The 21,983-nt window shown below is 67.4% G+C and carries 18 protein-coding genes; 16 read left to right on the top strand and 2 right to left on the bottom strand.

Going from position 1 to position 21,983, the window contains the following annotated elements; translation table 11 throughout:
• The first annotated feature begins 11 nt into the window (after nt 1-11).
• Genes C5B85_RS13380 through C5B85_RS13365 form a run of 4 tightly spaced genes read left to right on the top strand, consistent with a single transcriptional unit; the run spans nt 12 to nt 4,472 of the window.
• The gene (locus C5B85_RS13380; protein ID WP_104286516.1) at nt 12-1,145 is read left to right on the top strand and encodes an FAD-dependent monooxygenase; all 1,134 of its coding nucleotides are present in this window, start codon (nt 12-14) and stop codon (nt 1,143-1,145) included.
• Nucleotides 1,142-2,227 (top strand): amidohydrolase family protein, encoded by a 1,086-nt coding sequence (locus C5B85_RS13375; protein WP_104286515.1) that lies wholly within the window; start codon nt 1,142-1,144, stop codon nt 2,225-2,227. The genes C5B85_RS13380 and C5B85_RS13375 overlap by 4 nt, the downstream gene beginning before the upstream one ends.
• The gene (locus C5B85_RS13370; protein ID WP_258070793.1) at nt 2,224-3,246 is read left to right on the top strand and encodes a fumarylacetoacetate hydrolase family protein; all 1,023 of its coding nucleotides are present in this window, start codon (nt 2,224-2,226) and stop codon (nt 3,244-3,246) included. The genes C5B85_RS13375 and C5B85_RS13370 overlap by 4 nt, the downstream gene beginning before the upstream one ends.
• Complete coding sequence (locus C5B85_RS13365; protein ID WP_104286513.1) at nt 3,243-4,472, top strand: acetyl-CoA C-acetyltransferase; 1,230 nt, start codon at nt 3,243-3,245, stop codon at nt 4,470-4,472. The genes C5B85_RS13370 and C5B85_RS13365 overlap by 4 nt, the downstream gene beginning before the upstream one ends.
• A 100-nt stretch (nt 4,473-4,572) precedes the next feature.
• Here the strand turns inward: C5B85_RS13365 and C5B85_RS13360 are convergent, their stop codons facing one another.
• A complete protein-coding gene (locus tag C5B85_RS13360) occupies nt 4,573-5,511 on the bottom strand; it encodes a LysR family transcriptional regulator (protein WP_104286512.1) in 939 nt (312 codons plus the stop codon).
• Nucleotides 5,512-5,979: 468 nt separating this feature from the next.
• Here C5B85_RS13360 and C5B85_RS13355 point away from each other — a divergent pair, with 468 nt between their 5' ends.
• The 8 genes from C5B85_RS13355 (at nt 5,980) to C5B85_RS13320 (ending at nt 14,883) form a co-directional block, all read left to right on the top strand.
• Nucleotides 5,980-6,774: a TIM barrel protein gene (locus tag C5B85_RS13355; RefSeq protein ID WP_104286511.1), complete on the top strand. Its 795-nt coding sequence runs from the start codon at nt 5,980-5,982 to the stop codon at nt 6,772-6,774.
• The gene (locus tag C5B85_RS13350) at nt 6,771-8,357 is read left to right on the top strand and encodes a GMC oxidoreductase (RefSeq protein ID WP_104286510.1); all 1,587 of its coding nucleotides are present in this window, start codon (nt 6,771-6,773) and stop codon (nt 8,355-8,357) included. The genes C5B85_RS13355 and C5B85_RS13350 overlap by 4 nt, the downstream gene beginning before the upstream one ends.
• A 45-nt stretch (nt 8,358-8,402) precedes the next feature.
• Nucleotides 8,403-8,783 carry a DUF6379 domain-containing protein gene (locus C5B85_RS13345; protein ID WP_258070792.1) on the top strand — a complete coding sequence of 127 codons (381 nt, stop codon included), beginning with the start codon at nt 8,403-8,405 and terminating at the stop codon, nt 8,781-8,783.
• Nucleotides 8,780-9,883 (top strand): sugar phosphate isomerase/epimerase, encoded by a 1,104-nt coding sequence (locus C5B85_RS13340; protein ID WP_104286508.1) that lies wholly within the window; start codon nt 8,780-8,782, stop codon nt 9,881-9,883. The genes C5B85_RS13345 and C5B85_RS13340 overlap by 4 nt, the downstream gene beginning before the upstream one ends.
• A 68-nt stretch (nt 9,884-9,951) precedes the next feature.
• A complete protein-coding gene (locus C5B85_RS13335; RefSeq protein WP_104286507.1) occupies nt 9,952-11,106 on the top strand; it encodes a Gfo/Idh/MocA family protein in 1,155 nt (384 codons plus the stop codon).
• Between the two features lie 46 nt (nt 11,107-11,152).
• A complete protein-coding gene (locus tag C5B85_RS13330) occupies nt 11,153-12,163 on the top strand; it encodes a sugar phosphate isomerase/epimerase (RefSeq protein WP_104286506.1) in 1,011 nt (336 codons plus the stop codon).
• A gap of 100 nt (nt 12,164-12,263) precedes the next feature.
• Nucleotides 12,264-13,907: a DUF5597 domain-containing protein gene (locus tag C5B85_RS13325; protein ID WP_104286505.1), complete on the top strand. Its 1,644-nt coding sequence runs from the start codon at nt 12,264-12,266 to the stop codon at nt 13,905-13,907.
• Complete coding sequence (locus C5B85_RS13320) at nt 13,900-14,883, top strand: Gfo/Idh/MocA family protein (RefSeq protein ID WP_104286504.1); 984 nt, start codon at nt 13,900-13,902, stop codon at nt 14,881-14,883. The genes C5B85_RS13325 and C5B85_RS13320 overlap by 8 nt, the downstream gene beginning before the upstream one ends.
• Nucleotides 14,884-14,913: 30 nt before the next feature.
• On the opposite strand, the gene C5B85_RS13315 is transcribed toward C5B85_RS13320, so the two are convergent.
• Nucleotides 14,914-16,176: an ROK family protein gene (locus tag C5B85_RS13315; RefSeq protein ID WP_104286503.1), complete on the bottom strand. Its 1,263-nt coding sequence runs from the start codon at nt 16,174-16,176 to the stop codon at nt 14,914-14,916.
• A 477-nt stretch (nt 16,177-16,653) separates the two neighbouring features.
• On the opposite strand from C5B85_RS13315, the gene C5B85_RS13310 reads away from it, so the two are divergent.
• The 4 genes from C5B85_RS13310 (at nt 16,654) to C5B85_RS13295 (ending at nt 21,940) form a co-directional block, all read left to right on the top strand.
• Nucleotides 16,654-18,177, top strand: a complete 1,524-nt coding sequence (locus tag C5B85_RS13310) for an ABC transporter substrate-binding protein (RefSeq protein WP_181064431.1) — start codon at nt 16,654-16,656, stop codon at nt 18,175-18,177.
• 87 nt (nt 18,178-18,264) lie between these two features.
• Nucleotides 18,265-19,206: an ABC transporter permease gene (locus C5B85_RS13305; RefSeq protein ID WP_104286501.1), complete on the top strand. Its 942-nt coding sequence runs from the start codon at nt 18,265-18,267 to the stop codon at nt 19,204-19,206.
• Nucleotides 19,203-21,056 (top strand): dipeptide/oligopeptide/nickel ABC transporter permease/ATP-binding protein, encoded by a 1,854-nt coding sequence (locus C5B85_RS13300; protein ID WP_104286500.1) that lies wholly within the window; start codon nt 19,203-19,205, stop codon nt 21,054-21,056. The genes C5B85_RS13305 and C5B85_RS13300 overlap by 4 nt, the downstream gene beginning before the upstream one ends.
• Nucleotides 21,053-21,940, top strand: a complete 888-nt coding sequence (locus tag C5B85_RS13295) for an ABC transporter ATP-binding protein (RefSeq protein ID WP_104286499.1) — start codon at nt 21,053-21,055, stop codon at nt 21,938-21,940. Before C5B85_RS13300 ends, C5B85_RS13295 begins: the two co-directional genes overlap by 4 nt.
• Nucleotides 21,941-21,983: the final 43 nt, after the last annotated feature.

The raw sequence follows: 21,983 nt of genomic DNA, 5'->3' as shown, positions 1-21,983 counted from the left end.
GCAGGACCATCATGAGTGCAGTTTCCAAGGTCGCCATCGTCGGAGGCGGAGTCGCGGGCATGGTCTCGGCGATCGTCCTCGCCGACGGCGGCGTCGAGGTCGACGTCTACGAGGCGAAGTCCGAGGTCACGGCCCTCGGCTCCGGCATCACCCTGCAGGGCAACGCGCTGCGCGTCTTCGACCAGGTCGGCATCTGGGAGCGCATCCAAGAGCAGTCGTACTCGTTCGACGAGGTCAGCATGCGCGCCCCCGACCCGGCGGGCACCGTCATCGCGAGCCTCACCGAGACCCGCACGGGCGGCCCCGACTACCCGGCGACGGCAGGCATGTACCGCCCAGACCTCGCCAAGATCCTGGCCGAGCGTGCCCTCGAAGTTGGCGCGCGCATCCACTACGGCACGACCGTGACTGGCCTCGAGCAGGCCGCCGACGGCGTGACCCTGACGACGGATGCGGGCGACACCTCGCGCGTCGACCTCGTCATCGGCGCCGACGGACTCAACTCGCCGACCCGCTCCCTCATCGGCATCGAGACCAAGCCCGAGCGCACTGGCATGGGCATCTGGCGCGCCTTCGTGGAGCGCCCCGCCGAGGTCACCCACACCGACCTCTACTACGGCGGCCGCTGCTTCATCGCCGGCTACTGCCCGACGGGCGAGAACAGCATCTACGCGTACCTCGTCGAGAAGGCGCAGGACCGCACCGGCCTCACGCCGGCCGAGAGCGTCGAGATCATGCGCGACCTCGCCGGCAGCTACGGCGGGCCGTGGCAGGAGATCCGCGACTCGCTCACCGAGTCGGCCCGCGTGCACTACACGCTCTTCACGTCTCACGTCGTGCCGGACGCGTGGAACCGCGGCCGGGTGGTCATCATCGGCGACGCCGCCCACAGCTGCCCTCCCACCATCGCGCAGGGCGCCGCCCAGGCTTCCGAGGACGGCCTCGTCCTCGCCACGATGCTGCTCGAGAGCGACCAGCTCGACCAGCAGTTCTGGGACGACTTCCACGCGCGCCGCATCCCCCGCGCGGCGCACGTCGTCGAGGCGTCCACGACGCTCGGCCAGTGGCAGCTCGAGGGCAAGCGCGACGGCAACGTGCCCGCTCTCATGGGTGGCGTCGCACAGCTCGTGGCGGTGCCCGCATGAGCGGCGTCAACGACGTGACCGGTGGGACCGGCGTGGCTGCCGCGGGAGCTGATGGCGCCACCGGCCAGATCGTCGATGTCCACGCGCACCTCCTCCTCCCCGCGCTGCAGGGCGCCGTGCAGGGCCGCGACCCCGAGGGTTTCGCTGCCGCCGGTGAGCTCGAGGCCAAGCGCAACGGGCCTGAGAGCCTGGCTGCATCCGGTGCCATGATCAAATCGCGCTTCCCGAAGCTCATCTCGCTCGACGAGCGCCTCGCGGTGATGGACGCGCAGGGGGTGGATGTGCAGCTCGTGTCGCCCTCCCCGAGCCACTACTACCCGTGGGCGGGCGAGGAGCTTGCCGTGTGGGCGGCGAAGGAAGCGAACGCGGCCATCGCCGATCACGTGGCCGGTGCGCCCGGACGGCTGCGCGGGCTCGGGCTCGTGCCGCTGCAGCATCCGCACCGCCTCGTCGAGCTGCTCGATGACGCCGTGCTCGCCAACGGCCTCGCCGGCGTCGAGCTGTCGTCGTTTGCTGGCGATGTCGAGCTCAGCGACGTGCGGCTCGACGACTTCTGGCGGCGTGCCGAGGAGCTCGAGGCCATCGTGTTCCTGCACCCCTTCGGCTGCAGCCTCGACGAGCGCCTCGACCGCTTCTACCTCTCCAACACGGTTGGCCAGCCCGCCGAGAACGCGGCCGCCATCTCGCACCTCATCTTCGGCGGCGTGCTCGACCGCTTCCCGAACCTCGTGCTCATCGCGGCGCACGGCGGCGGCTACCTGCCGACGTTCATCGGTCGCTCCGACCACGCCTGGGAGGTACGCCCGGAGGCCCGCACCTGCCTGCGCGCGCCGTCCACGTACCTACGGCAGCTGAGCTTCGACTCGCTCGTGCACACGCCGACCGCGCTGCGGAACCTCGTCACCGCCGTCGGCGCCGACCGGGTGCTCCTCGGCTCCGACTACCCCTTCGACATGGGCGTCGAGAACCCCGTCGAGCGCGTGTACGACGCGGAGCTCGGCGCCGACGAGGAAGCGCAGATCCTGTTCGGCAACGCCGCGCGACTGCCCCGCGTCTGGAACACCGTGGAGGCGAACCGTTGAGGTACGCCAGGTGGATGCACGACGGCAGCACCCAAGACGGGGTTGTCGTCGCGCACGAGGGTGGCGACCGACTACTCGCGTTCGCCGACGGGTTGACCGTGCTCGGCGCGACGAGGCTCGGCCTCGAGCGCGCCAACGCGCTCGCGGCCTCACTCGTCGAGGGTGCCTGGGCGGACGGCTCGCTGGGCCTCGCCCCCTCACTCGCCGACGTCGAGCTGCTTGCGCCCATCGAGGCGCCGAGCGTGCGCGACTTCGTGGCGTTCGAGGAGCACGTCGAGGGCGTCGTGAAGTCCATCGACGGCGACTCCGGTGTCGTCGCCGAGTGGTACGACGCGCCCACGTTCTATTTCACGAACCCGCACTCGCTTGTCGGCAGCGGGGCGAGCATCCGCCCGCCCGTGACGGAGCGGCTCGACTTCGAGCTCGAGGTCGCCGTGATCGTCGGCGGCGTGGATGGCAGCGACGGCGCGAACCTCGACGAGACCGGCGCGGCCGCGCATGTCTTCGGCTACAGCGTCTTCAACGACTGGTCGGCGCGTGACATACAGTCGCGCGAGATGAAGGTGCGCCTCGGCCCGTGCAAGGGCAAGGACTTCGCCGCGACCCTGGGCCCGTGGATCGTCACGGCCGACGAGCTCTCCGACGCGCACGACGCCGACGGCTTCCTCGAACTCGAGCTGCAGGTGCTCGTCAACGGTGAGCTGATCGGCAGCGACCTGCTCTCGAACATGGGCTGGTCGTTCCCTCAGTTGCTTGTTTACGCGTCGCGGAACTCGCGGGTCGTGCCCGGCGATGTGCTCGGTTCGGGCACCGCCGGTAACGGCGGTTGCCTCGCTGAGCTGTGGGGCCGCACGGGCTCGCTCACGCCGCCACCGCTCGCGGAGGGCGACGTCGTGGAGCTGCGCGTCGAGCGCATCGGCGACATCAGCAACGTCATCGGCGCGGCCGTCGAAGCCGTGCCCGTTCCCCGCGCCCGCACGGCATCGCGGGACCGAACGAGAGGACGCGTCAGCGCATGAGCGGCACGAGCAGCACGAGCAACATCACCCAGAACACGGTCCCACACCCCAACGACGTCGTCATCGTCGCCGCCGCGCGGACCCCGCAGGGCAAGCTCAACGGGCAGCTCTCGACGCTGACCGCCCCGCAGCTCGGCGCCGCCTCGATCAGCGGCGCGCTCGCGCAGGGCAGTATCGACGCGTCGCTGGTTGACGCCGTCCTCGTGGGCCACGTGCTCTCCGCCGGGGTGGGGCAGAACGCCGGACGCCAGGCTGCGCTCGCCGCGGGCATCCCCGCTTCCGCGCATGTCGCCTCCATCAACAAGGTCTGCCTCTCGGGGCTGACCGCCGTCATCGACGCCGCCCGCTTGCTCAAGACGGGCGACGCGCGGCTTGTGGTCGCTGCCGGCATGGAATCGATGAGCCAGGCACCGCACCTCCTCGCCGGATCCCGCAAAGGCTGGGCGTACGGCTCGGTCGAGGCGCTCGATCACATGGCCCACGATGGGCTGACGGATGCGGCCTCCGGCCAGAGCATGGGCCTGCTCACCGAGCAGCACAACACGAGCCTCGGCATCACACGAGGGGCACAGGATGCGGTCGCCGCGCGTTCGCATCAGCGGGCCGCCGCGGCCGTGGATGCTGGGCTTTTCGACGCCGAGATCGTCGCCGTCGACGTGCCCGCGCGTCGGGGCGACCCGGTTCGCGTGACCCGCGACGAGGGCATCCGACCCTCCACAACCGCCGAATCGCTTGCCGGGTTGCGCGCCGCCTTCGCTACGGACGGGACGATCACGGCCGGCAACGCCTCGCCGATCTCCGACGGTGCGTCCGCGATTGTCCTCACGACTCGCGCCTTCGCCGACGCGCACGGCTACGACGTGCTCGCGGTCGTCGGCGCAGCCGGACAGGTGGCCGGGCCAGACGCGTCGCTGCAGTCGCAGCCGTCCCGAGCGATTGCGAGGGCCTGCGAGAGGCAGGGCATCGACGCGTCCTCGCTCGACCACATCGAGATCAACGAGGCCTTCGCCGCCGTCGTCGTGCAGTCGCAGGCTGAGCTCGGCGTCTCCGACGAGGTGGTCAACCCGCAGGGCGGCGCGATCGCCCTCGGCCACCCGATCGGAGCATCCGGGGCTCGAGTCGTGGTGCACGCCGTGCACGAACTCGTCCGCCGAGGCGCCGGAACCGCGGCCGTCGCCCTCTGCGGCGGAGGCGGCCAGGGCGACGCCCTCATCCTCACCCGCTGACTCGGGACCCGCGCTCCTGTCGGCACCCGCGCGCGAGTGGTCGCAGAGGGTCGTCATGGGGCGCGTGTGGCGACCTTTTGGGGCGACTCGGCGCGATGATCTACGCCCCGCCGGCCTCCGCCTGCATCGCGGCGCCGGCCTGCGCGAAGAGCCGTCGCATCCACGCGTGCTCTGGGTCGCTGTTGTGGGTTGGATGCCACCAGAGGGCCGCCGAGATGGGGGTCGCGTCGAAGGGTGGCTCGAGCACCCGGAACCCTTCCTTCGGGATGAGCACGTCGGTGAGGCGCTTCTGCATGAGCGCGAGCCGGTTGGTGCCTTCGACGAAGTGAGGGAGGACGTGGAATCCTTCGACGACGGCGGCCACGGTGGGTTCGATGCCGAGCTCGCGGATCTGCCGGCTCGCCGAGGTGAACGCCGACCGCGACAGGTAGTTGAACACCCACGGCAGCTCGGCGATGTTTTCCATCGTGATTTGCTCGCCGACGTGCGGATTGTCGTGGGAGCAGATGATGCGCCACTCGTCGGTGAAGAGGTCGTTGTAGGGGAGGTCGCTGAGGAAGCCGTGGGGGATCATCATGGCGTCGACCGAGCGGAGCTGCGCGATGGCGTCCTCGACGATGCTCGGGTTGTGCATGCGGAACCTGAACCGCACCCCGGGAGCGGTCTCGGCGGCCAGCTTGGAGACGGCGACCCCGATCGTCGCGAAGCCGTAGTCGGAGCCGAGCACAGTGAACTCGCGCGTGGACTGGGTCGGGTTCCATTCGGCCTGGCTGTCGAACACGCGCCTGGCGGAGTCGAGGGCGGTGGCGGTCAGCTCGCTGAGTCGGACGGCGAGGGGCGTGAGCTCGTAAGCGTTCCCGGTTCGCGCGAGAATCTTGTCGTCGAAATGCGTGCGCAGCCTGCCAAGGGATGCGCTGAGCGCCGGCTGGCTGAGGTGCAGGCGCTCTGCGGCTCGCGTCACGCTGCGCTCGGTGAGCAGGGCATCGAGCGAGACGAGCAAGTTCAGATCGAGCCTGGAAAGCGGAGTTTCTGAGGTCACTTCGATGTGCTTCCGGGTCGTGGTGTGCTGTCAGCTTAGCGTCCTCGGCCTGCCGAACGGGGGCATCGGCTTCATCGTAGGGGCTTCGCGCGATTGCCGTCGGCACGAGATGGGAGGGACGCTCGCGCTGGTGTGCGGAGGACTCTTCGCCACGCATTTGCGGCGGCGAAGAGGTGCATCAAGGATGTTTATGCACGAAACGAGCATAAGTGCGTAGTCTGAGAGGGCAATAGAAAAACGAGCAAAGAAGCTTGTCGTGAGGAACCCCATCCGGCCGGATCCCTCACCTGCGAACTCTGACTCGTCCGACTCGAATCATGACATCGCTCTCCGTGTGCCGTTCAACGTGCGACGTTCCCGCGAAGGTGACGTCACGCTCGACGCGTACCGCAGCCGCCCGTTTCGATTTCTGTTGCCTCTCGGCTGTGTCGAGTGACGCCACCTCCTCACCTCGTAGAAGGAAAGACCATGTACCAGCTCGCTCCGAACATCGAGCTCCTCTTCACCGAGGCAGGCGATTACCAAGACCGCGTCCGCGCCGCCGCTGCGGCGGGCTTCGACGCCGTCGAGATGTGGGGACCGACCGGGCGCGACGCGCCCGCCAAGCCCAAGGACATCCCCGCTCTCAAGGCGGCACTGCAGGAGACCGGCACGCAGCTCACGGCCCAGCTCGCCGAGCCGCGAACGCAGTTCATGCTGCCGCCAAAAGACCATTCCTTCTTCTACCAGTGTCTCGACGAGGGGGTCGCCATCGCGCAGGAGCTCGGTTGCCCGCGACTCGTCGTCGGCAGCGGGACCGGTTTCGGCGGCTCGAAGCGTCAGACGCAACTCGACGAACTGATCGCCATCTACGAGAAGGCCATCGCGCAGATCGAGGGCTCCGGCATCACGCTCGTGCTCGAGCCCGTCAACATCCGCGTCGACCACCCGGGTGCGCTCATCGACCGCACCTCTGACGCCGTCTACGTTGCGCGCGGCGTCGATTCTCCGAACTTTGGCGTGCTCTACGACATCTACCACTCGGCCGTCGAGGGCGAGGACATGGCCACTGAACTCGCGAACGCCGGCACCATCGTCAAGTACGTGCAGTTGGCGGATGCGCCCGGCCGCGGCGAGCCCGGCAGCGGCGCGCTTGATTGGGCGGAGAAGTTCTCCGTGCTGCGCGCTTCCGGCTACGACGGTCCCATCGGCCTCGAGTACTCCCCGACCACGGAGTCCGCGGCTTCGGTCGCCTTCGTGCGGGAAGTTGGGGTGGCCGCATGACCCGTTATCCAGATCGCGTCGACGTCGCCATCGTCGGCAGCGGACCGGCCGGCGCAACGTACGCACGCATCCTGAGCGAGACAGCACCCGAGCTGCGCATCGCGATGTTCGAGGTCGGGCCGACCGTGTCGAACCCGCCCGGCGCGCACGTCAAGAACATCGAGGACCTCGAGGCACGCGCCACTGCCCAACGGCGCTCCGAGGGGCCAGGGGAGGCTGCCTCCAAGCTCAACAGTCCCGTCGCCCTCGCGCAGGGGAAGCGTCAGTCGCGCCCGGGAACGTACCTGCTTCCCGACGGTGATTTCTCGGTCGGCGGCGGTGAGGGGCTGCCCGTTGCTGCCATGTCGAGCAACGTCGGCGGCATGTCGGCGCACTGGACTGGCGCTTGCCCGCGCCCGGGAGAGAGCGAGCGCGTTGCTTTCCTCGACTCGACGGGTGAGCTCGATGAGCTCCTCGGCGAGGCCGAGCGCCTCTTGGGCGTGACGACGGACGCCTTCGAGGGGGCCCCCTTCAGTCAGCTCATCCGCGATCGGCTCTCTCCGGTCGTCGACGAGGGGCGCGGGCCCGCCGCCCGCGTGCAGCGCATGCCGCTCGCCGTGCGGCGCCGCGATGACGGACGCCTCGTCTGGTCGGGGTCCGACGTCGTTCTCGGTGACGTGACGCGAGAGAACCCCAACTTCGAGCTCTTCGACGAGTCCCTCGTCACCCGGACTGTCATCGGCGACGACGGAGCGGCCGCGGGCGTGGAGGTGCGCGACCTCAGCGAGGCCGGCGCCGAGCAGCTCAGCGTGGTCGCGGCCCGAGTGGTCATCGTGGCCGCCGATGCCCTCCGCACCCCGCAGGTGCTCTGGGCATCCGGGATCCGCCCGGACGCGCTCGGCCGCTACCTCAACGACCAGTCGCAGGTTGTCTTCGCCGCCCGCATCACCGGCATCGATGCCTCTGAAAGCTCGGCGGCGACGGTAATCGACAAGACTGCTGGTGCCATCAGCGAGACGAGCGGCGTCAGCTGGGTGCCGTACACCGACGCGAAGCCGTTCCACGGACAGATCATGCAGCTCGACGCGTCCCCCGTGCCCGTCGCGGTCGACGATGCCGTCATCCCCGGCTCCATCGTGGGGATCGGCATGTTCTGCGCGAAAGAGCTGCAGCGCGACGACCGGGTGCTGTTCACCGACGGCCACCTCGACAGCTACGGGATGCCTGCCGTGCGCATCCACTACACCGCCACCCACAAGGACCGAGCAGTGACGGACGCAGCCGAGGCCGAGCTGCGCCGGCTCGGCGCGGCTGTCGGCGAGCCCCTCGATGAGCGGGTCATGCGCCTGCCGTTCGGGGCTTCCTTGCACTACCAGGGCACGACGCGAATGGGTGAGACGGACGACGGCGAGAGCGTCTGCTCGCCGACGAGCGAGGTGTGGGGCGTGCCGGGGCTCTACGTCGCCGGCAACGGCGTCATCCCGACCTCGACGGCCTGTAACCCGACCCTCACGGGCGTCGCGCTCGCGGTCAAGGGTGCCCGCGACGTCGCGGCGAAGCTCACCGCGGCACCAGCAGTCGCCGCCCAGGCGACACAGAACTGACCATGACTGACAACTGGCTAGGAGGCCACCATGATTCCTGATCGGATGATTGAACAAGACACGCTCAAGACGAACGGGGTACGCACCTCTGTCGAGGTGCGTCTGCCCTGGTACCGCGCGCTTCCCGCATCCTGCATCTCCGAGTTCGGCCTTTCCGTCGACGGCGTTGCCGCCTCGCTGGAGTCGCTGCGCTGGACCATGAACGGGAAGACGTATGCGTCCGACGAACTCGCTGGCGACAGCAGCGAATGGTGGTTCCCGACCGACTCGGTTGTCGTCGAAGGTGACATCCCGATCACCGCCGGGGATGAAGAGCACACCGTCGATGTCGACCTGAGCCTCTACATCCCGTACATCGTGTCTGACCACGGGGTGCTCCGCATCGAAGAACACAGCTCCAAGACGATGAAGGCGGTTTCAGCATGACTGGCGAGCTCGGCACCCCCATCCAGGGGGTCACCCTCTACAGCTTCACCCGCGCGTTCCACGGACGCGAGTACGACCTCGAGGGGCTCATCCGCAAGGTAGCGGCTGACGGTTTCGGGCCGGGCATCGAGATGATCGGGTTCTCGAGCGTTCGCGGCTTCCCGCACGTGACGGATGAGTTCGCCGGTCAGTTCTCGGACCTCGTCGACGAACTCGACCTCGTGCGCACGTCGCTCGCGGTCAACGCCGACATCGGCATTCACCGCGATCGCCTGCTCTCGCAGGACGAGCTCGTCGAGTACATGACCCGCCAGATCGAGGCAGCCGCGAAGCTCGGCTTCCCTGTCGCCCGCGTGCAGATCTCGATCACGCCGGATTCGATGGAGCAGCTCGCGCCGATCGCCGAGAAGCACGGCGTGACCCTCGCCCTTGAGGTGCACGCCGACCAGTACGCCTCGCACCCGCGCATCCTCGCGCTGCGCGACCGCTTCGAGCAGGTCGGCTCCCCGTTCCTCGGCTTCACCGCCGACTGGGGCGCCACCACCAAGGCGTTCGCCCCATCGGCCGTCGAGGCGTACCGGCGCCGCGGCGCCTCGGAGGAGCTGCTCGCCGAGCTCGTCGAGCTGTGGGACGGCTACTACGCCGAGGGCCCGCCGGCCGACCAGGGCGTGCACGGCAAGCGCTTCGGCTCGTTCATCGGCCTCGCCGCCAAGCACGGACGCCCAGACTTCGGCATCGACTTCGCCATTAACGGCACGGGACTCTTCGGCCCGGCTCGGGTCGAGGACTGGCTCGAGATCATGCCGTGGGTCAAGCACGTGCACGGCAAGTTCTTCGGCATCGATGAGCACGGCGAGGAGCCATCGGTTCCCGTGCGCGAGCTCATCGCGCTGCTTGTCGAGCAGGGGTACTCGGGAGCCGTCTCGAGCGAATACGAGGGCTGGCATTGGAACCATTGGGAGAGCGCGTTCGACATCGTGCGCGACGAGCAGGCCGTCCAGCGCTCCGCCGCCTCTGATGCGGGATCGCGGATGATCACCGACCCAGCCGAAGCGCGGCGAGTGCTCGCAGCGCACCACGCGTTGCCAGTTCGCCGCTGACCGCCACGCGTCCGCACCGCAACAAGCCGATCATGATCGACCATCCCGCAGAGAGAAGCAAAGCTCCTATGACCAAGCCCCTTCGAGTCGCCATGATCGGCTACGGCTTCATGGGAGCCGCTCACTCGGTCGGCTGGCGGCAGGCGCCTCGCGTCTTCGGCCTGCCAGCCGACGTCGAGATGGCGGTTGTGGTCGGGCGCAACGGCAAGGCCGTCGCGGAGGCCGCGAAGCAGTGGGGCTGGCGGGAGTCGGCCACCGACTGGCGTGAGGTCATCGGGCGCGACGACATCGACATCGTCGACATTGTCACGCCAGGTGACTCGCACGCCGAGATCGCCATCGCGGCGCTCGAGGCGGGCAAGCACGTCATCGTCGAGAAGCCGCTCTCCAACACGGTCGCCGAGGGTGAGGCGATGGCGGATGCGGCTGCTCGCGCAGCTGAGCGCGGCGTGAAGTCGATGGTCGGCTTCACCTACCGTCGTGTGCCTGCCGTGACCCTGCTGCGCGACCTGATCGCGGAGGGCAAGATCGGCCGCATCCACCGGGTGCGCGCCTCCTACCAGCAGGATTGGCTTGTCGACCCGGACGCGCCACTCTCGTGGCGCCTGCAGAAGGAGCTCGCGGGCTCCGGCGCGCTCGGCGACATTGGGGCTCACGCCATCGACCTCACGCAGTTCGTCATAGGCCAGAACGTCGAGCGGGTCTCCGGCACGATCGACACGATCATCAACGAGCGGCCGCTCGCGGACGGCTCGGGCACCGGGTCGGTGACGGTCGACGACATCGCGATCTTTACCGGACGGCTCTCGGGCGGGGCGCTCGCCTCGTTCGACGCGAGCCGCTTCGCGACGGGCCGCAAGAACGCCCTCGCGATCGAGGTCTCCGGCGAGTTCGGCGCTCTCGCGTGGAACTTCGAGGACCTCAACTCGCTGCAGTACTACGACTGCACGGCCGACAGCCGGGCGCAGGGGTTCGCGCAGATCCTCGTGACCGAGCCCGAGCATCCGTACGTCTCAGCCTGGTGGCCTGCTGGCCACATGCTCGGCTACGAGCACGGCTTCACGCACCAGGTTGTCGACCTGGTGGGCGCCATCGCCGACGCCGCTCCGCTGCACTCGAGCTTCGAAGAAGGGCTCAGCGTGCAACGTGTGCTCGACGCCGTCGAACGCAGCTCGGCCGCCGAGAGTGCGTGGGTCGACACCCGGTCTGCCGTTGTTGTCTGAGCGGCGCGGCTTCAGCATTCGAGAACGTTAGTTAAAGAGGAGAAACATGTCTCGTCCTGTCACGTTGTTTACCGGTCAGTGGGCCGATCTGCCGTTCGAGGAGGTTGCGCGGCTGGCGGGGGAGTGGGGGTATGACGGTCTGGAGATCGCCTGCTGGGGCGACCACCTGGACCCGTGGCGGTGGGATGACGCCGAGTACGTCCAGGGGCGTCTCGACATCCTGGAGCGCAACGGTCTCAAGGTGTGGACGATCTCGAACCACCTCAAGGGGCAGGTCGTGTGCGACGACCCGATCGATCAGCGGCACCGCGACATCGTCTCCGACCGTGTGTGGGGCGACGGCGAGCCCGAGGGCGTGCGGCAGCGGGCTGCGGAGGAGCTGAAGAACACGGCCCGGTTGGCGGCGGCGTTGGGCGTGAAGACCGTCACGGGCTTCACGGGCTCCTCGATTTGGAAGTACGTGGCGATGTTCCCTCCCGCCACCGAGGCGATGGTGGATGCCGGCTACCAGGACTTCGCGGACCGGTGGAACCCGATCCTGGACGTGTTCGAGGAGGTCGGGGTGCGGTTCGCGCACGAGGTGCATCCGTCGGAGATCGCGTACGACTACTGGACCACGAAGCGCGCGTTGGAGGCGATCGGGCATCGGGAGTCGTTCGGGTTGAACTGGGATCCGTCGCACATGGTGTGGCAGGACATCGACCCGGTCGGGTTCTTGTGGGACTTCCAGGACCGCATCTTTCACGTGCACTGCAAGGACACGAAGAAGCGCCTCAGCAATGGCCGGAATGGGCGCCTGTCGTCGCATCTGCCGTGGGCTGACCCGCGGCGGGGGTGGGACTTCATCTCCACCGGGCACGGGGACGTGCCGTGGGAGGACTGCTTCCGCATGCTGAACGCGATCGGCTACGAGGGACCGTTGTCGGTGGAGTGGGAAGACGCGGGCATGGACCGCCTCGTGGGCGCTCCGGAAGCGCTCGGTTTCGTGCGCAAGCTCTCCACGTACCGCCCGTCGGAGGCAGCGTTCGACTCGGCGTTCTCCACCAAGCAGGGCTGACCAAGCAGCGAACTCGTCGGAGACGAACGCCAGGACGTTCCTCCCTCCACCGCATCACCGTTGCACCGCCGCAACGCTCACGCAAGTCAAAGGAGAACCCATGTTCGAGCTTCCACATCTCACCCGTTCAGGCAAGCACCCAGAGTTGATCGTGGATGGGGCACCGTTCCTCTGCGTCGGCGGAGAGCTGCGCAACTCCAGCGCTTCCGACCCCGTTCACATGAAGACCGTCTGGGCGGCTCTCGCAGAGTCGGGCATCAATTCGGTTGTCGCGCCAGTCGGCTGGGACCAGGTGGAGCCGAACGAGGGAGAGTTCGACTTCAGCGTTGTCGATGCCCTCCTGGAAGGCGCGCGCGCGGCGGGCATCCGCCTTGTGCTCATCTGGTTCGGCGCGTTCAAGAACGCCACCTCGACCTACGCGCCGAGCTGGGTTCGCCGCGACCCCTCCCGGTTCGAGCGTGCGGACCGCGGGCCTTCGCCGATGAGAGCCCCGCTCACCTACCCCGGCTCGATGCCGAAGCCGACGCTGTCAGTCTTCTCGCCTCGGTTGAGGGAGGCAGATGCAAGGGCGTACGAGGCGCTCATGCGACACATTGCCCTCGTCGACGAGCAGCACACCGTCATCATCATGCAGGTGGAGAACGAGGTCGGACTTCTCGGCGTCAGCCGCGACCGCTCTGCGGTAGCTGTGGAAGCGTGGCAGTCGCCGGTGCCGTCGGCTCTCGTGGAGGCCGTGGAACGTCACCCCGAAGGGTTCCACGACGACATCGTGGAGCTGTTCCGCGAGCCCGGAACGGCTGGAGCATCCTGGCAGGATCGCTGGGGTGACGAGAATCTCGTCGCCGACGAGGTGTTCATGGCGTGGGGCTTCGCCAGCTACCTCGGGGAACTCGCCAAGCGGGGCAAGTCCATCAAGGGCCTGCCCGCCTACGCCAATGCCTGGCTTGGGCCTCAGCCGGGACAGGACCTCCCGGGTCAGTACCCGAGCGGTGGCCCCACGGCCCGGATGGGTGGCGTCTGGCGGGCGGCTGCACCGCACCTCGACTTCCTCGCACCGGACATCTACACGCCAGACAGTGAATCCGTGATGCGCGAGTACGCCTCCGAGGACAACCCGCTCTTCGTGCCGGAGGCCCGCGTCATCACGGGCGATGCATTCCGTGCCTTCGGCTCGTTCGACGCGATCGGGTACCACGCGTTCGGGATCGACGACGTCCGTCCGGGGAGTCAGCTGTTCGCCGGCTTCCGGCACCTCATCGGCATGGCACCCCAACTGCTCGATGCTCGCCGGGCCGGCCTGATCATGGGGTTCGCCCTCGACCAGGGCGTCGACTCTGCAACAGCTCAGTTCGGATCGACCACCGTGGTCGTCCGGAGTGCTCCGAAGACGCTCGCCGATGTGCTCTTGGATGTCGGCGTTCGCCTCCCGGAACTTCCATCGCTCCCGGACGAGAACCTCCCGACCGCGCACGCCCCCTCCTTCGCCGACTCGCGTCCCTTCGGCATCGTCGTGCAGACGGGACCGCTCGAGTACCTGGCTGTCGGGCAGCGCGCGATCGTCGATTTCTCGCGTGAGGGGGCGACGGTCGAGATATCCAGCGTGCAGGAGCTCCGCCTTGAGGAGGGCGAGTTGGTTGGAGGACGTCTGCTGAACGGTGATGAGCGTCTCGTGACGCTCGACATGGCAGGTGTGACAGCGGTGAGAATCACGCTGCTGGAGTTCGCGGATCCGACTGATGGATAGCGCAGACGAGCGGCGACCGCTCCGGTGGGGCATAGCGGGCACCGGCGCGGTGTCGAAGCAGATCGCGCATGACCTTCATCTGGTCGAGTCCGCATCTCTCGTAGCGGTCGCCTCCAGAAGCATCGAGCGTTCGACGAGGTTCGCGGTCGACTTCGACATCCCGAACCCCTTCGACGACTACACGGCGATGCTGGAGTCGGACATCGACATCGTGTACCTCTGCACGCCTCACGTGACGCACTTCGAACTGGCCAGGCGCGCGTTGCTGCATGGCAAGCATGTGCTGTGCGAGAAGCCCCTGGGCCTCGATGCTCGTGAGGTTCGTGAGCTCGCGGAACTGGCCCGCGACGAGGGTCTCTTCCTCATGGAGGCCATGTGGATGAAATTCAATCCGCTCATGGCGCTTGTCGGCGACATCGTGAGGTCAGGAGAGATCGGCCAGGTCCGCGCCGTGCAAGCATCCTTCGGTGCGCCTTTCCCGCAGGATGGCTCAAGCCGTTGGCAGCCGGGAGGCAGCGCGCTTCTCGACCAGGGCATCTATCCCGTCACGCTGAGCCACATGATGCTCGGCGCCCCGGAACGCGTGCACGCCAACGGTACGGTCAGGGCGGACGGCAACGACCTGAGCGAGCACTTCACGCTCGAGTACGACGGCGGGCGCTTCGCGCACGGGGCGAGTTCCATGGTGGAGTTCCTCAGCTCCTCGGCGGCCATCTCCGGGGATCAGGGCTGGATCGACATCGATCCAGGCTTCTGGTTCTCGTCGAGCCTCACGGTCCACTCCTACGGCCCCGAGGGGCCACGAGCGCGTCACTGCACCGTGGATCGCGAGGGACACGGCTACACGCCGATGCTCCGCGCGGCCAACGACGCTGCGATGTCCGGTCTCCTCGAGCACCCCACGCACACGCTCGAGGACACGGTCAGTGTGTTCGAGACCCTCGATGCCATCAGGCGGGACGCCTTCGAGTCCTGAGCGTCATCAGCTCGATTGGCGTCCTGACAGCTAGCCCGCGAGGAGATCCTGGAGCGAAGCTGCCCGTCCGACCGGTGAGCCCTGATCGATCCAGAGGCCTACCGTGTCTGCTGCGAAGAGTTGCTCGACGGCCAGGATGGCACTGCCCACCAGGCCCTCCCTGTAGTCCAACGATGCCGCTCTGATGGAAAGAGGCTCCAAGGCGTCGGGGGTCAAGCCTTCGCGGAGGGCCTGCTCGACGAGATCGACGGTCCAGTCGCCGATTCTGATCAGACCTCCTCCGATGACAAGCGTTCCGGGGTTGGTGAAGTTCACATGCGGAGCGAGTGCGGAGCCCAGGAACTGTATGCGCGCTCGGACCTCTTCGGCCGCGACAGGGTCCCCGGCCCGCGCGGCATCACCGATGTCCTCGGCCGTCAGCAGTTCCTTGCCCTGGATGCGCGCAGTGAGATACGGGCTCTCCAACGCTCGAGCCGACAGGCGCTCGGCCAGGCTCCAACCGGCCACGACTGCGTCGAGGCAGCCCGTGCGCCCGCACCTGCAGGGGAACGATGGGTCGTCGGTGACCCGCATGTGCCCGATAGCGCCCGTGGCGCCCGAACGGCCGCGGTGGATCTGCCCCTGCGTCACGACTGCTGCGCCGACTTCCTCGTCGACCAGTACGTACATGAGGTCATCCTCGGTCGCGGGGCTGCCCAGGTGCCACTCGCCGAGCGCCATCACGTTCACATCGCGTTCGACCCACACCGGTGCGTCGTAGTGCTGGCGGAGGAACGAGCGGATGCTGAAGTCTGTCCAACCGGTGAGCAGGGGTGACGAAACGAGTCGTCCGCGTTGGAAGTCGACGATACCGGAGACCCCGATGCCGATAGCCCACGGGGTGGCGTGGCCTCGTGCGGCGAGCTGCTCGAACATCTGCTTGAGGGCGTTCAGGGTGTCGACCGGGCCGACCGCTGCGTCCCACGTCAGGTGCATGGAGTCGACCAAGCTGCCGGAGAGCGTGGCGACTGCTGCCCAGAGTTGCGAGGATTCGATGACTCCGACGTAGACGACGCCGACTTCGGAGCGAAAGCGGAGCAGGCGTGAAGGGCGGCCGATGTCCGCGACGGCGAACTCGCTGTCGTCGACGAGGCCCGTCTCGACTGCCTGGCTGACGCACTCGGAGACGATCCGCCTGCTCAGCCCCGTGGCCCGGACGAGCGCTGGCCGGGTGTTCGCGCGTCCTGAGCGGATCAGGTTGATGAGCTGACCGTGCACGAATGCATCCTGAGGCGACAGCTGACCGTTGCTCATGCTCTGCCGTCCTCGTCATCTGTCGGTGGCTTACCCGCGGCGCCTGTGCCGTTCTGGTCGCCGCCGAGTCTAGCTTCTGGGCTCGGCGGTTCATGCGGCGCAGCGAGTACGGTCGGTGCGATGAGGGCGCTCTCCGGCTCTCTGAAGCTCGCCTCACATCTGTCTATACCGGGCATCACCGGTCGCTATCCCCCGACACCCTATTTATGTTCATTCTGGGCTAAAGTCTGGACTAGGCGCACCGGAACACGCAAGCAAGCGGTTCTGCGTCACGAGTCTCGGTCTGGGCCTGGACGCGACTCGAATCCGAACACCGGGCCTGAACAAAGAAACAACGACGTCTCTTCCTCCCTCCTGCGACAAAGTCGCCGCGGCGGGAGGGTGACGCCTGCAGCCACGGCGCTGCAACGGCGTCACCGCTCTCCTGGCGAAGCTGCCGACGTTCGGAGCACAACACCTCAGCCGAAGGAAACGCACATGAGAAGAAAATTCGCGACAGCTGCCGCCGCTGCCATAGCCATCGCGCTCGCCGCCACCGCATGCTCGGGGCAACCTGCCGCCGGCGGGTCGTCGACTGGCGGCACTTTGTCGCTGGCAACCGTCTCACCGCCGCAGTCCTGGCAGCCCGGCGACCTCCTCACGGGGCCGGAGATCTGGTACACCCAGCCCGTCTACGACTCGCTGCTGCGCAATGACAACGAGGGCGAGCCGGGGGCCAACGTCGCCACCGAATGGTCCTACAACGACGACAGCACCGTGCTGAGCCTCAAGCTCCGCGACGATGTGAAGTTCACCGACGGCACACCCCTCGATGGCGAGGCCGTGAAAGCGAACCTCGAGTCCGCGAAGACCGGCTCCGGCGGAAGCGCGACCCAGCTCCGGTTCATCGAAGAGGTGACGGTTGTCGATCCCACCGCCGTCGACATCAAGCTGTCTGCGCCGGACCCCTCCTTCCTGCCCAGCCTCGGAGGCCCTGCCGGCATGATGGCCAGCCCCAGCCACCTGGAAGACGGCTCGCTCGCGACGACTCCGGTCGGTTCCGGCCCCTACACGCTCAGCCCCTCGACCCAGGCCGGCAGCAAATACGTGTACACACGCAACGCCGACTACTGGAACCAGGAGCTGTACCCGTACGACGAGATCACGGCGACGATCTTCAACGACAAGAACGCGATGCTCAACGCGCTTCGCGCGGGGCAGGTCGACGTGACGAACGTCGAACCGAAGGACATCGAATCGGTCTCCTCGTCGGGGCAGGAAGTCGTCTCCTTCCCCTCGTACAACGCGAACGGGCTCTACCTCTTTGATCGTGAAGGCACGATTGTGCCCGCGCTCGGTGACGTGCGCGTCCGCCAAGCAATCAACTACGCGCTCGACCGCCAGTCGCTCTTCGATCAGCTCTACGACGGCAAGGGGGCGAAGACCGCGCAGATGTTCAGCGTCGACAGCACGGCGTACCTGCCTGAGCTGGACGAGCGCTACCCCTACGACGTCACCAAGGCCAAGGAGCTGATGGCTGAAGCGGGCTACGCGGATGGGTTCGTCCTGCCGATGCCGGACGTCTCGCCGATCTACCCGTCGGAGCAGGCAGCGGTCACCGAAGCCCTCGCAGCCATCGGCATCACTGCCGAGTACCAGCCGGTCAATGGTGAGACGTTCATCTCGGACCTCCTCGGCGCGAAGTACCCCGCGGCGATCTTCCGACTCGATGCCAACCGCTCCTGGGACACGACGCAGATCGCGTTGGACCCGGACGCACTCTGGAACACCTTCCATGTGAACGATCCGAAGATCGTCGAGCTCATCACCAAGGCGCAGGGTGAGACCGGAGACGAGCAGGCGAAGACGTTCCAGGAACTCAACACCTACGTCGTCGAGCAGGCCTGGTTCGCCCCCTGGATCCAGGGCGACAACTCCTTCGGGCTCTCCAGCGGCGTGACCGCGGAAGGGCAGAAGTACTCCACCTTCCCGCCGATCTGGAACATCCAGCCGGCCAGCTAAATCTGATGGCCGGCGCCCTCCCCGGGCGTCGGCCACTGGCAGCCGAACCACCTTCCGGATCCCCTCTCGACAGCCCAGGAGTCCACCATGCTCATCTTCATCCTCCGCCGGCTCGGCGCGGGAGCGCTGCTGTTGTTCGTCATCTCGACGTTCACATTCTTCCTGCTCAACTTGACCGGCGCGGATCCCGCGCGGCAGATTCTCGGTCCGACTGCGACCGTGGAGCAGGTCGAACAGAAGCGCGTTGAGCTTGGCCTCACGGAGCCCGTCATCGCGCAGTACTGGAACTGGCTCACCTCGGCCATCCAAGGGGACCTCGGCACCTCATGGTTCGGGAACCAGCCGGTCACCCAAATCGTCGCCCTCACGCTGCCGCCGACGCTCTCGATGGTGGTCGGCTCCATCCTGCTTGCCTCCATCCTCGGCGCCGCAGTCGGAGTCGCGGCCGCACTCCGCCGCGGGGCGCTTGATCGTGGACTGCAGGTCTCCTCGACCTTCGTCCAGGCGATCCCTGGCTTCCTGGTCGCGATCGTCCTCGCATACGTCTTCGCCGTGCAGCTGCGTCTCCTCCCCGCAACCGGGTACGTGGGCATGTTCACTTCACCGTCGCTGTGGTTCGAATCGATCATCCTGCCGGTTGTCGCGCTTGCCCTCGGCGCCGTCGCCTCGATCGCCATGCAGATCCGTGGCTCCATGATCGACGTGCTGCGGCAGGACTTCGTGCGCACGCTGCGCAGCCGAGGCATCCCCGAATCCCGCGTCCTGCTCCAGCACGCCCTGCGGAATGCGGCAGGCCCGACCCTGACAACGGTCTCCCTCATGTTCATCGTCTCGATCTCCGGGTCGGTCATCGTTGAGAAGGTCTTCAACCTTCCGGGAATCGGGACACAGGCGTCCATCTCCGCCAGCCGGGGTGACCTCCCGGTGGTCATGGGGGTCGTGGTCATCACGGTCGTGCTCGTCGTGATCGTGAACCTGCTTGTCGATCTCGCCCAGGGATGGGTCAACCCGAAGGTGCGTGTCTCATGACTGCCGATCTCGTCTCAGGAACGTCCGCCTCGCTGCAGCTCAGCGAAGAGGACGACCGTCGCCCGGGGGTACTTCGAAGGCTCCTCCGCGACCCCGCGGCCGTTGTGTCCGCCGCGTTCATCCTGCTCGTCATCCTCGCGGCGATCTGCGCACCCCTGCTGACGTCGTACGACCCGCTCGAGGCGAAGATCGCCGACGTGCTCGCGCCACCGTTCACCAGTGAGCACCCGCTGGGAGCAGACGGGGTGGGACGCGACGTCTGGGCGAACCTCCTCTACGGCGCCCGGACCAGCCTGATCAGTGCCGCGATCGTGATCGGTGTCAGCATGGCGATCGGCATCCCGAGCGGTCTGCTCGCCGGGTACCGCCAGGGGCTGATCGACGGCATCAGCGTCTGGATCAGCGGCGCGCTCATGTCGCTCCCCGCGATCGTCGTGCTCCTCGTCGTCCTCGCACGCGTCGGGCGCAGCTCCGAACTCGCCCTCGCCGTCTTCGGTGTGCTCATCGCTCCCTCCGTCTTCCTCCTCATCCGAGGTTCCGTCCGCGCCGTGCGCGAGGAACTGTACGTCGACGCGGCCAAGGTCTCCGGGCTGGGCGACACGCGCATCATGCGCAGGCACATCCTCCCCGTCGTGATCAAGCCCACGATCATCCAAGCGGCCATGCTGGCGAGCGCCGGCATCGGCATCGAGGCAGGCATTGCCTTCCTCGGGCTCGGCTCCAGCGACCGGTCGAGCTGGGGCCTCATGCTCTCGGACGCCTCGCAGAACATCTACAACGCCCCGGCGCTGCTGGTCTGGCCGAGCCTCGCGCTTGTCCTCACGATCATGTCGTTCACCCTCATCGGGAACGGCATCCGGGACGCGCTCTCTGACCACACCATCGCGCCCAGCCGCAAAGCCCGCAGAGCCCGCCAAGCTAGCAAGAGCGTCCCCAGCAGTGCCCCCGACTCGACTCCCAAGCGGTCGAAGGTCAGTGCCCAGGCGCCTGCAGGTCAGCTCCTCGGGGTCGAAGGCCTTCGAGTGTCCTACCCTCGAGCCGGCGGCGGCGAGACCATGGTCGTCAAGCAGGTGTCGCTGGCCCTCGAGCGCGGTGAGATTCTCGGGCTCGTCGGCGAGTCGGGTTCCGGCAAGTCGCAGACCGCGTTCTCGGTGCTCGGGCTGCTGCCGCCCGAGGCGCGAATGCAGGCTGACGCCCTCACGTTCAATGGGCAGGATCTGCTCGGACTCTCCCCGAAGAAGCGGGCCTCGCTCCTCGGGAAGTCGATCGGGTACATCCCGCAGGAGCCGATGAGCAATCTCGATCCCGCGTTCCGGATCGGCTTCCAGCTGACGCAACCCATGCGTCATCACCTCGGGCTCGGAAAGAACGAAGCGAAGGCGGAAGCGCTCCGGCTTCTCGCGCGAGTGGGCATCCCCGACCCGGAACGGCTCTTCCGCTCGTACCCCCACGAGATCTCCGGCGGAATGGCCCAGCGCGTACTCATCGCGGGCGCTGTCTCCTGCAACCCCGACCTGCTCATCGCCGACGAGCCGACGACAGCGCTGGATGTGACGGTGCAGGCCGACGTCCTCGAGCTGATCCGCGACCTGCAAGCGGAACGCGGCATGGGCGTGATCATCGTCACGCACAACTTCGGAGTCGTCGCCGACATCTGCGACCGTGTCGCCGTAATGCGCTCTGGTGAGATTGTCGAGGTCGCAGAGGTGAACGAACTCTTCGCGAGGCCACAGCACGAGTACACCCGCTCGCTCCTCGCATCCACGCTCGGACAGGTGGAATGGGAGACAGACGACCCCGCGTCGACTGCAGTGGACGGAATCGCAAGCTCGAAGGGAGCGAACGCATGAACGCCGCCCAGGAATCACCCACCCCGACGACCCAGGGAGACCTGCTGTCGATCGAGAAGCTCGTCGTCGAGTACCCCGGCAGGGTGAGGAAGCGGAAGAAGTTCCGTGTGCTTCACGAAGTCGATCTGCGCATCGCGCCGGGTGAGACGGTCGGGCTCGTCGGCGAGTCCGGGTCCGGGAAGTCGACCATCGGACGCGCCGTCCTCGGGCTGGCACCGATCGCGTCGGGCGAGATCCGGTTCGATGGACGATCGATCGTCAACCTCAACCCAAAGGAGCGCCGGGCTCTGAGCCGCGATATCCAGGTAGTGTTCCAGGACCCGTACACGTCGCTGAACCCCGCCATGACGGTCAACGACATCCTCACCGAACCGCTCCTCGTCACGGGCAGCACGCGAACCGAGGCTGACGCGCGGGTCCGCGACCTCCTCGACCAGGTTCAGTTGCCCGCGAACTCCGGAAACCGGTACGCGAAGGAGTTCTCCGGCGGTCAGCGGCAGCGAATCGCCATCGCTCGCGCGCTGTGCAGGGACCCCCGCCTGATCGTCTGCGATGAGGCGGTCAGCGCCCTGGACCTGACGACCCAAGCACGCGTCCTGGAGCTCTTCACCGAGATCCGCGAACGCACTGGCGTCGCGCTGCTCTTCATCACCCACGACCTCGATGTCGTCAAGCACATCAGCCAGCGGGTGGCCGTCATGCGGGATGGGCGCATCCTCGAGACCGGGCCGACAACTTCGGTCATCGAGGACCCCCGGCATGCCTACACGCGAGCGCTGCTACTTGCAGCTCCGGTCGCGAACCCTGCGGTGCAAGCGAGGCGACGAGCGGAACGGCGCAGGTTCCTCGATGCGCAGACGGAGTCGATCACAGCGGTCCGCTGAGGACGCCGCGGCAGGCACCTTCAACGACGTGAGCAAGAGAGAC

The organism is Pseudoclavibacter sp. AY1F1 (genome assembly GCF_002931075.1).
In the GTDB taxonomy this organism is placed as follows: Bacteria; Actinomycetota; Actinomycetes; order Actinomycetales; family Microbacteriaceae; genus Pseudoclavibacter.
The sequence above is the reverse complement of the archived record's forward strand: the minus strand, read 5'-3'. Positions and strand labels throughout refer to the sequence as shown.

Bases quoted from the DNA above. Each gene is read 5' to 3' on its own strand.
- C5B85_RS13300 (WP_104286500.1), top strand. From the start codon at position 19,203: ATGACTGCCGATCTCGTCTCAGGAACGTCCGCCTCGCTGCAGCTCAGC.
- C5B85_RS13295 (WP_104286499.1), top strand. From the start codon at position 21,053: ATGAACGCCGCCCAGGAATCACCCACCCCGACGACCCAGGGAGACCTG.
- C5B85_RS13380 (WP_104286516.1), top strand. From the start codon at position 12: ATGAGTGCAGTTTCCAAGGTCGCCATCGTCGGAGGCGGAGTCGCGGGC.
- C5B85_RS13345 (WP_258070792.1), top strand. From the start codon at position 8,403: ATGATTGAACAAGACACGCTCAAGACGAACGGGGTACGCACCTCTGTC.
- C5B85_RS13335 (WP_104286507.1), top strand. From the start codon at position 9,952: ATGACCAAGCCCCTTCGAGTCGCCATGATCGGCTACGGCTTCATGGGA.
- C5B85_RS13305 (WP_104286501.1), top strand. From the start codon at position 18,265: ATGCTCATCTTCATCCTCCGCCGGCTCGGCGCGGGAGCGCTGCTGTTG.
- C5B85_RS13310 (WP_181064431.1), top strand. From the start codon at position 16,654: ATGAGAAGAAAATTCGCGACAGCTGCCGCCGCTGCCATAGCCATCGCG.
- C5B85_RS13320 (WP_104286504.1), top strand. From the start codon at position 13,900: ATGGATAGCGCAGACGAGCGGCGACCGCTCCGGTGGGGCATAGCGGGC.
- C5B85_RS13365 (WP_104286513.1), top strand. From the start codon at position 3,243: ATGAGCGGCACGAGCAGCACGAGCAACATCACCCAGAACACGGTCCCA.
- C5B85_RS13340 (WP_104286508.1), top strand. From the start codon at position 8,780: ATGACTGGCGAGCTCGGCACCCCCATCCAGGGGGTCACCCTCTACAGC.
- C5B85_RS13355 (WP_104286511.1), top strand. From the start codon at position 5,980: ATGTACCAGCTCGCTCCGAACATCGAGCTCCTCTTCACCGAGGCAGGC.
- C5B85_RS13330 (WP_104286506.1), top strand. From the start codon at position 11,153: ATGTCTCGTCCTGTCACGTTGTTTACCGGTCAGTGGGCCGATCTGCCG.
- C5B85_RS13350 (WP_104286510.1), top strand. From the start codon at position 6,771: ATGACCCGTTATCCAGATCGCGTCGACGTCGCCATCGTCGGCAGCGGA.
- C5B85_RS13325 (WP_104286505.1), top strand. From the start codon at position 12,264: ATGTTCGAGCTTCCACATCTCACCCGTTCAGGCAAGCACCCAGAGTTG.
- C5B85_RS13315 (WP_104286503.1), bottom strand. From the start codon at position 16,176: ATGAGCAACGGTCAGCTGTCGCCTCAGGATGCATTCGTGCACGGTCAG.
- C5B85_RS13375 (WP_104286515.1), top strand. From the start codon at position 1,142: ATGAGCGGCGTCAACGACGTGACCGGTGGGACCGGCGTGGCTGCCGCG.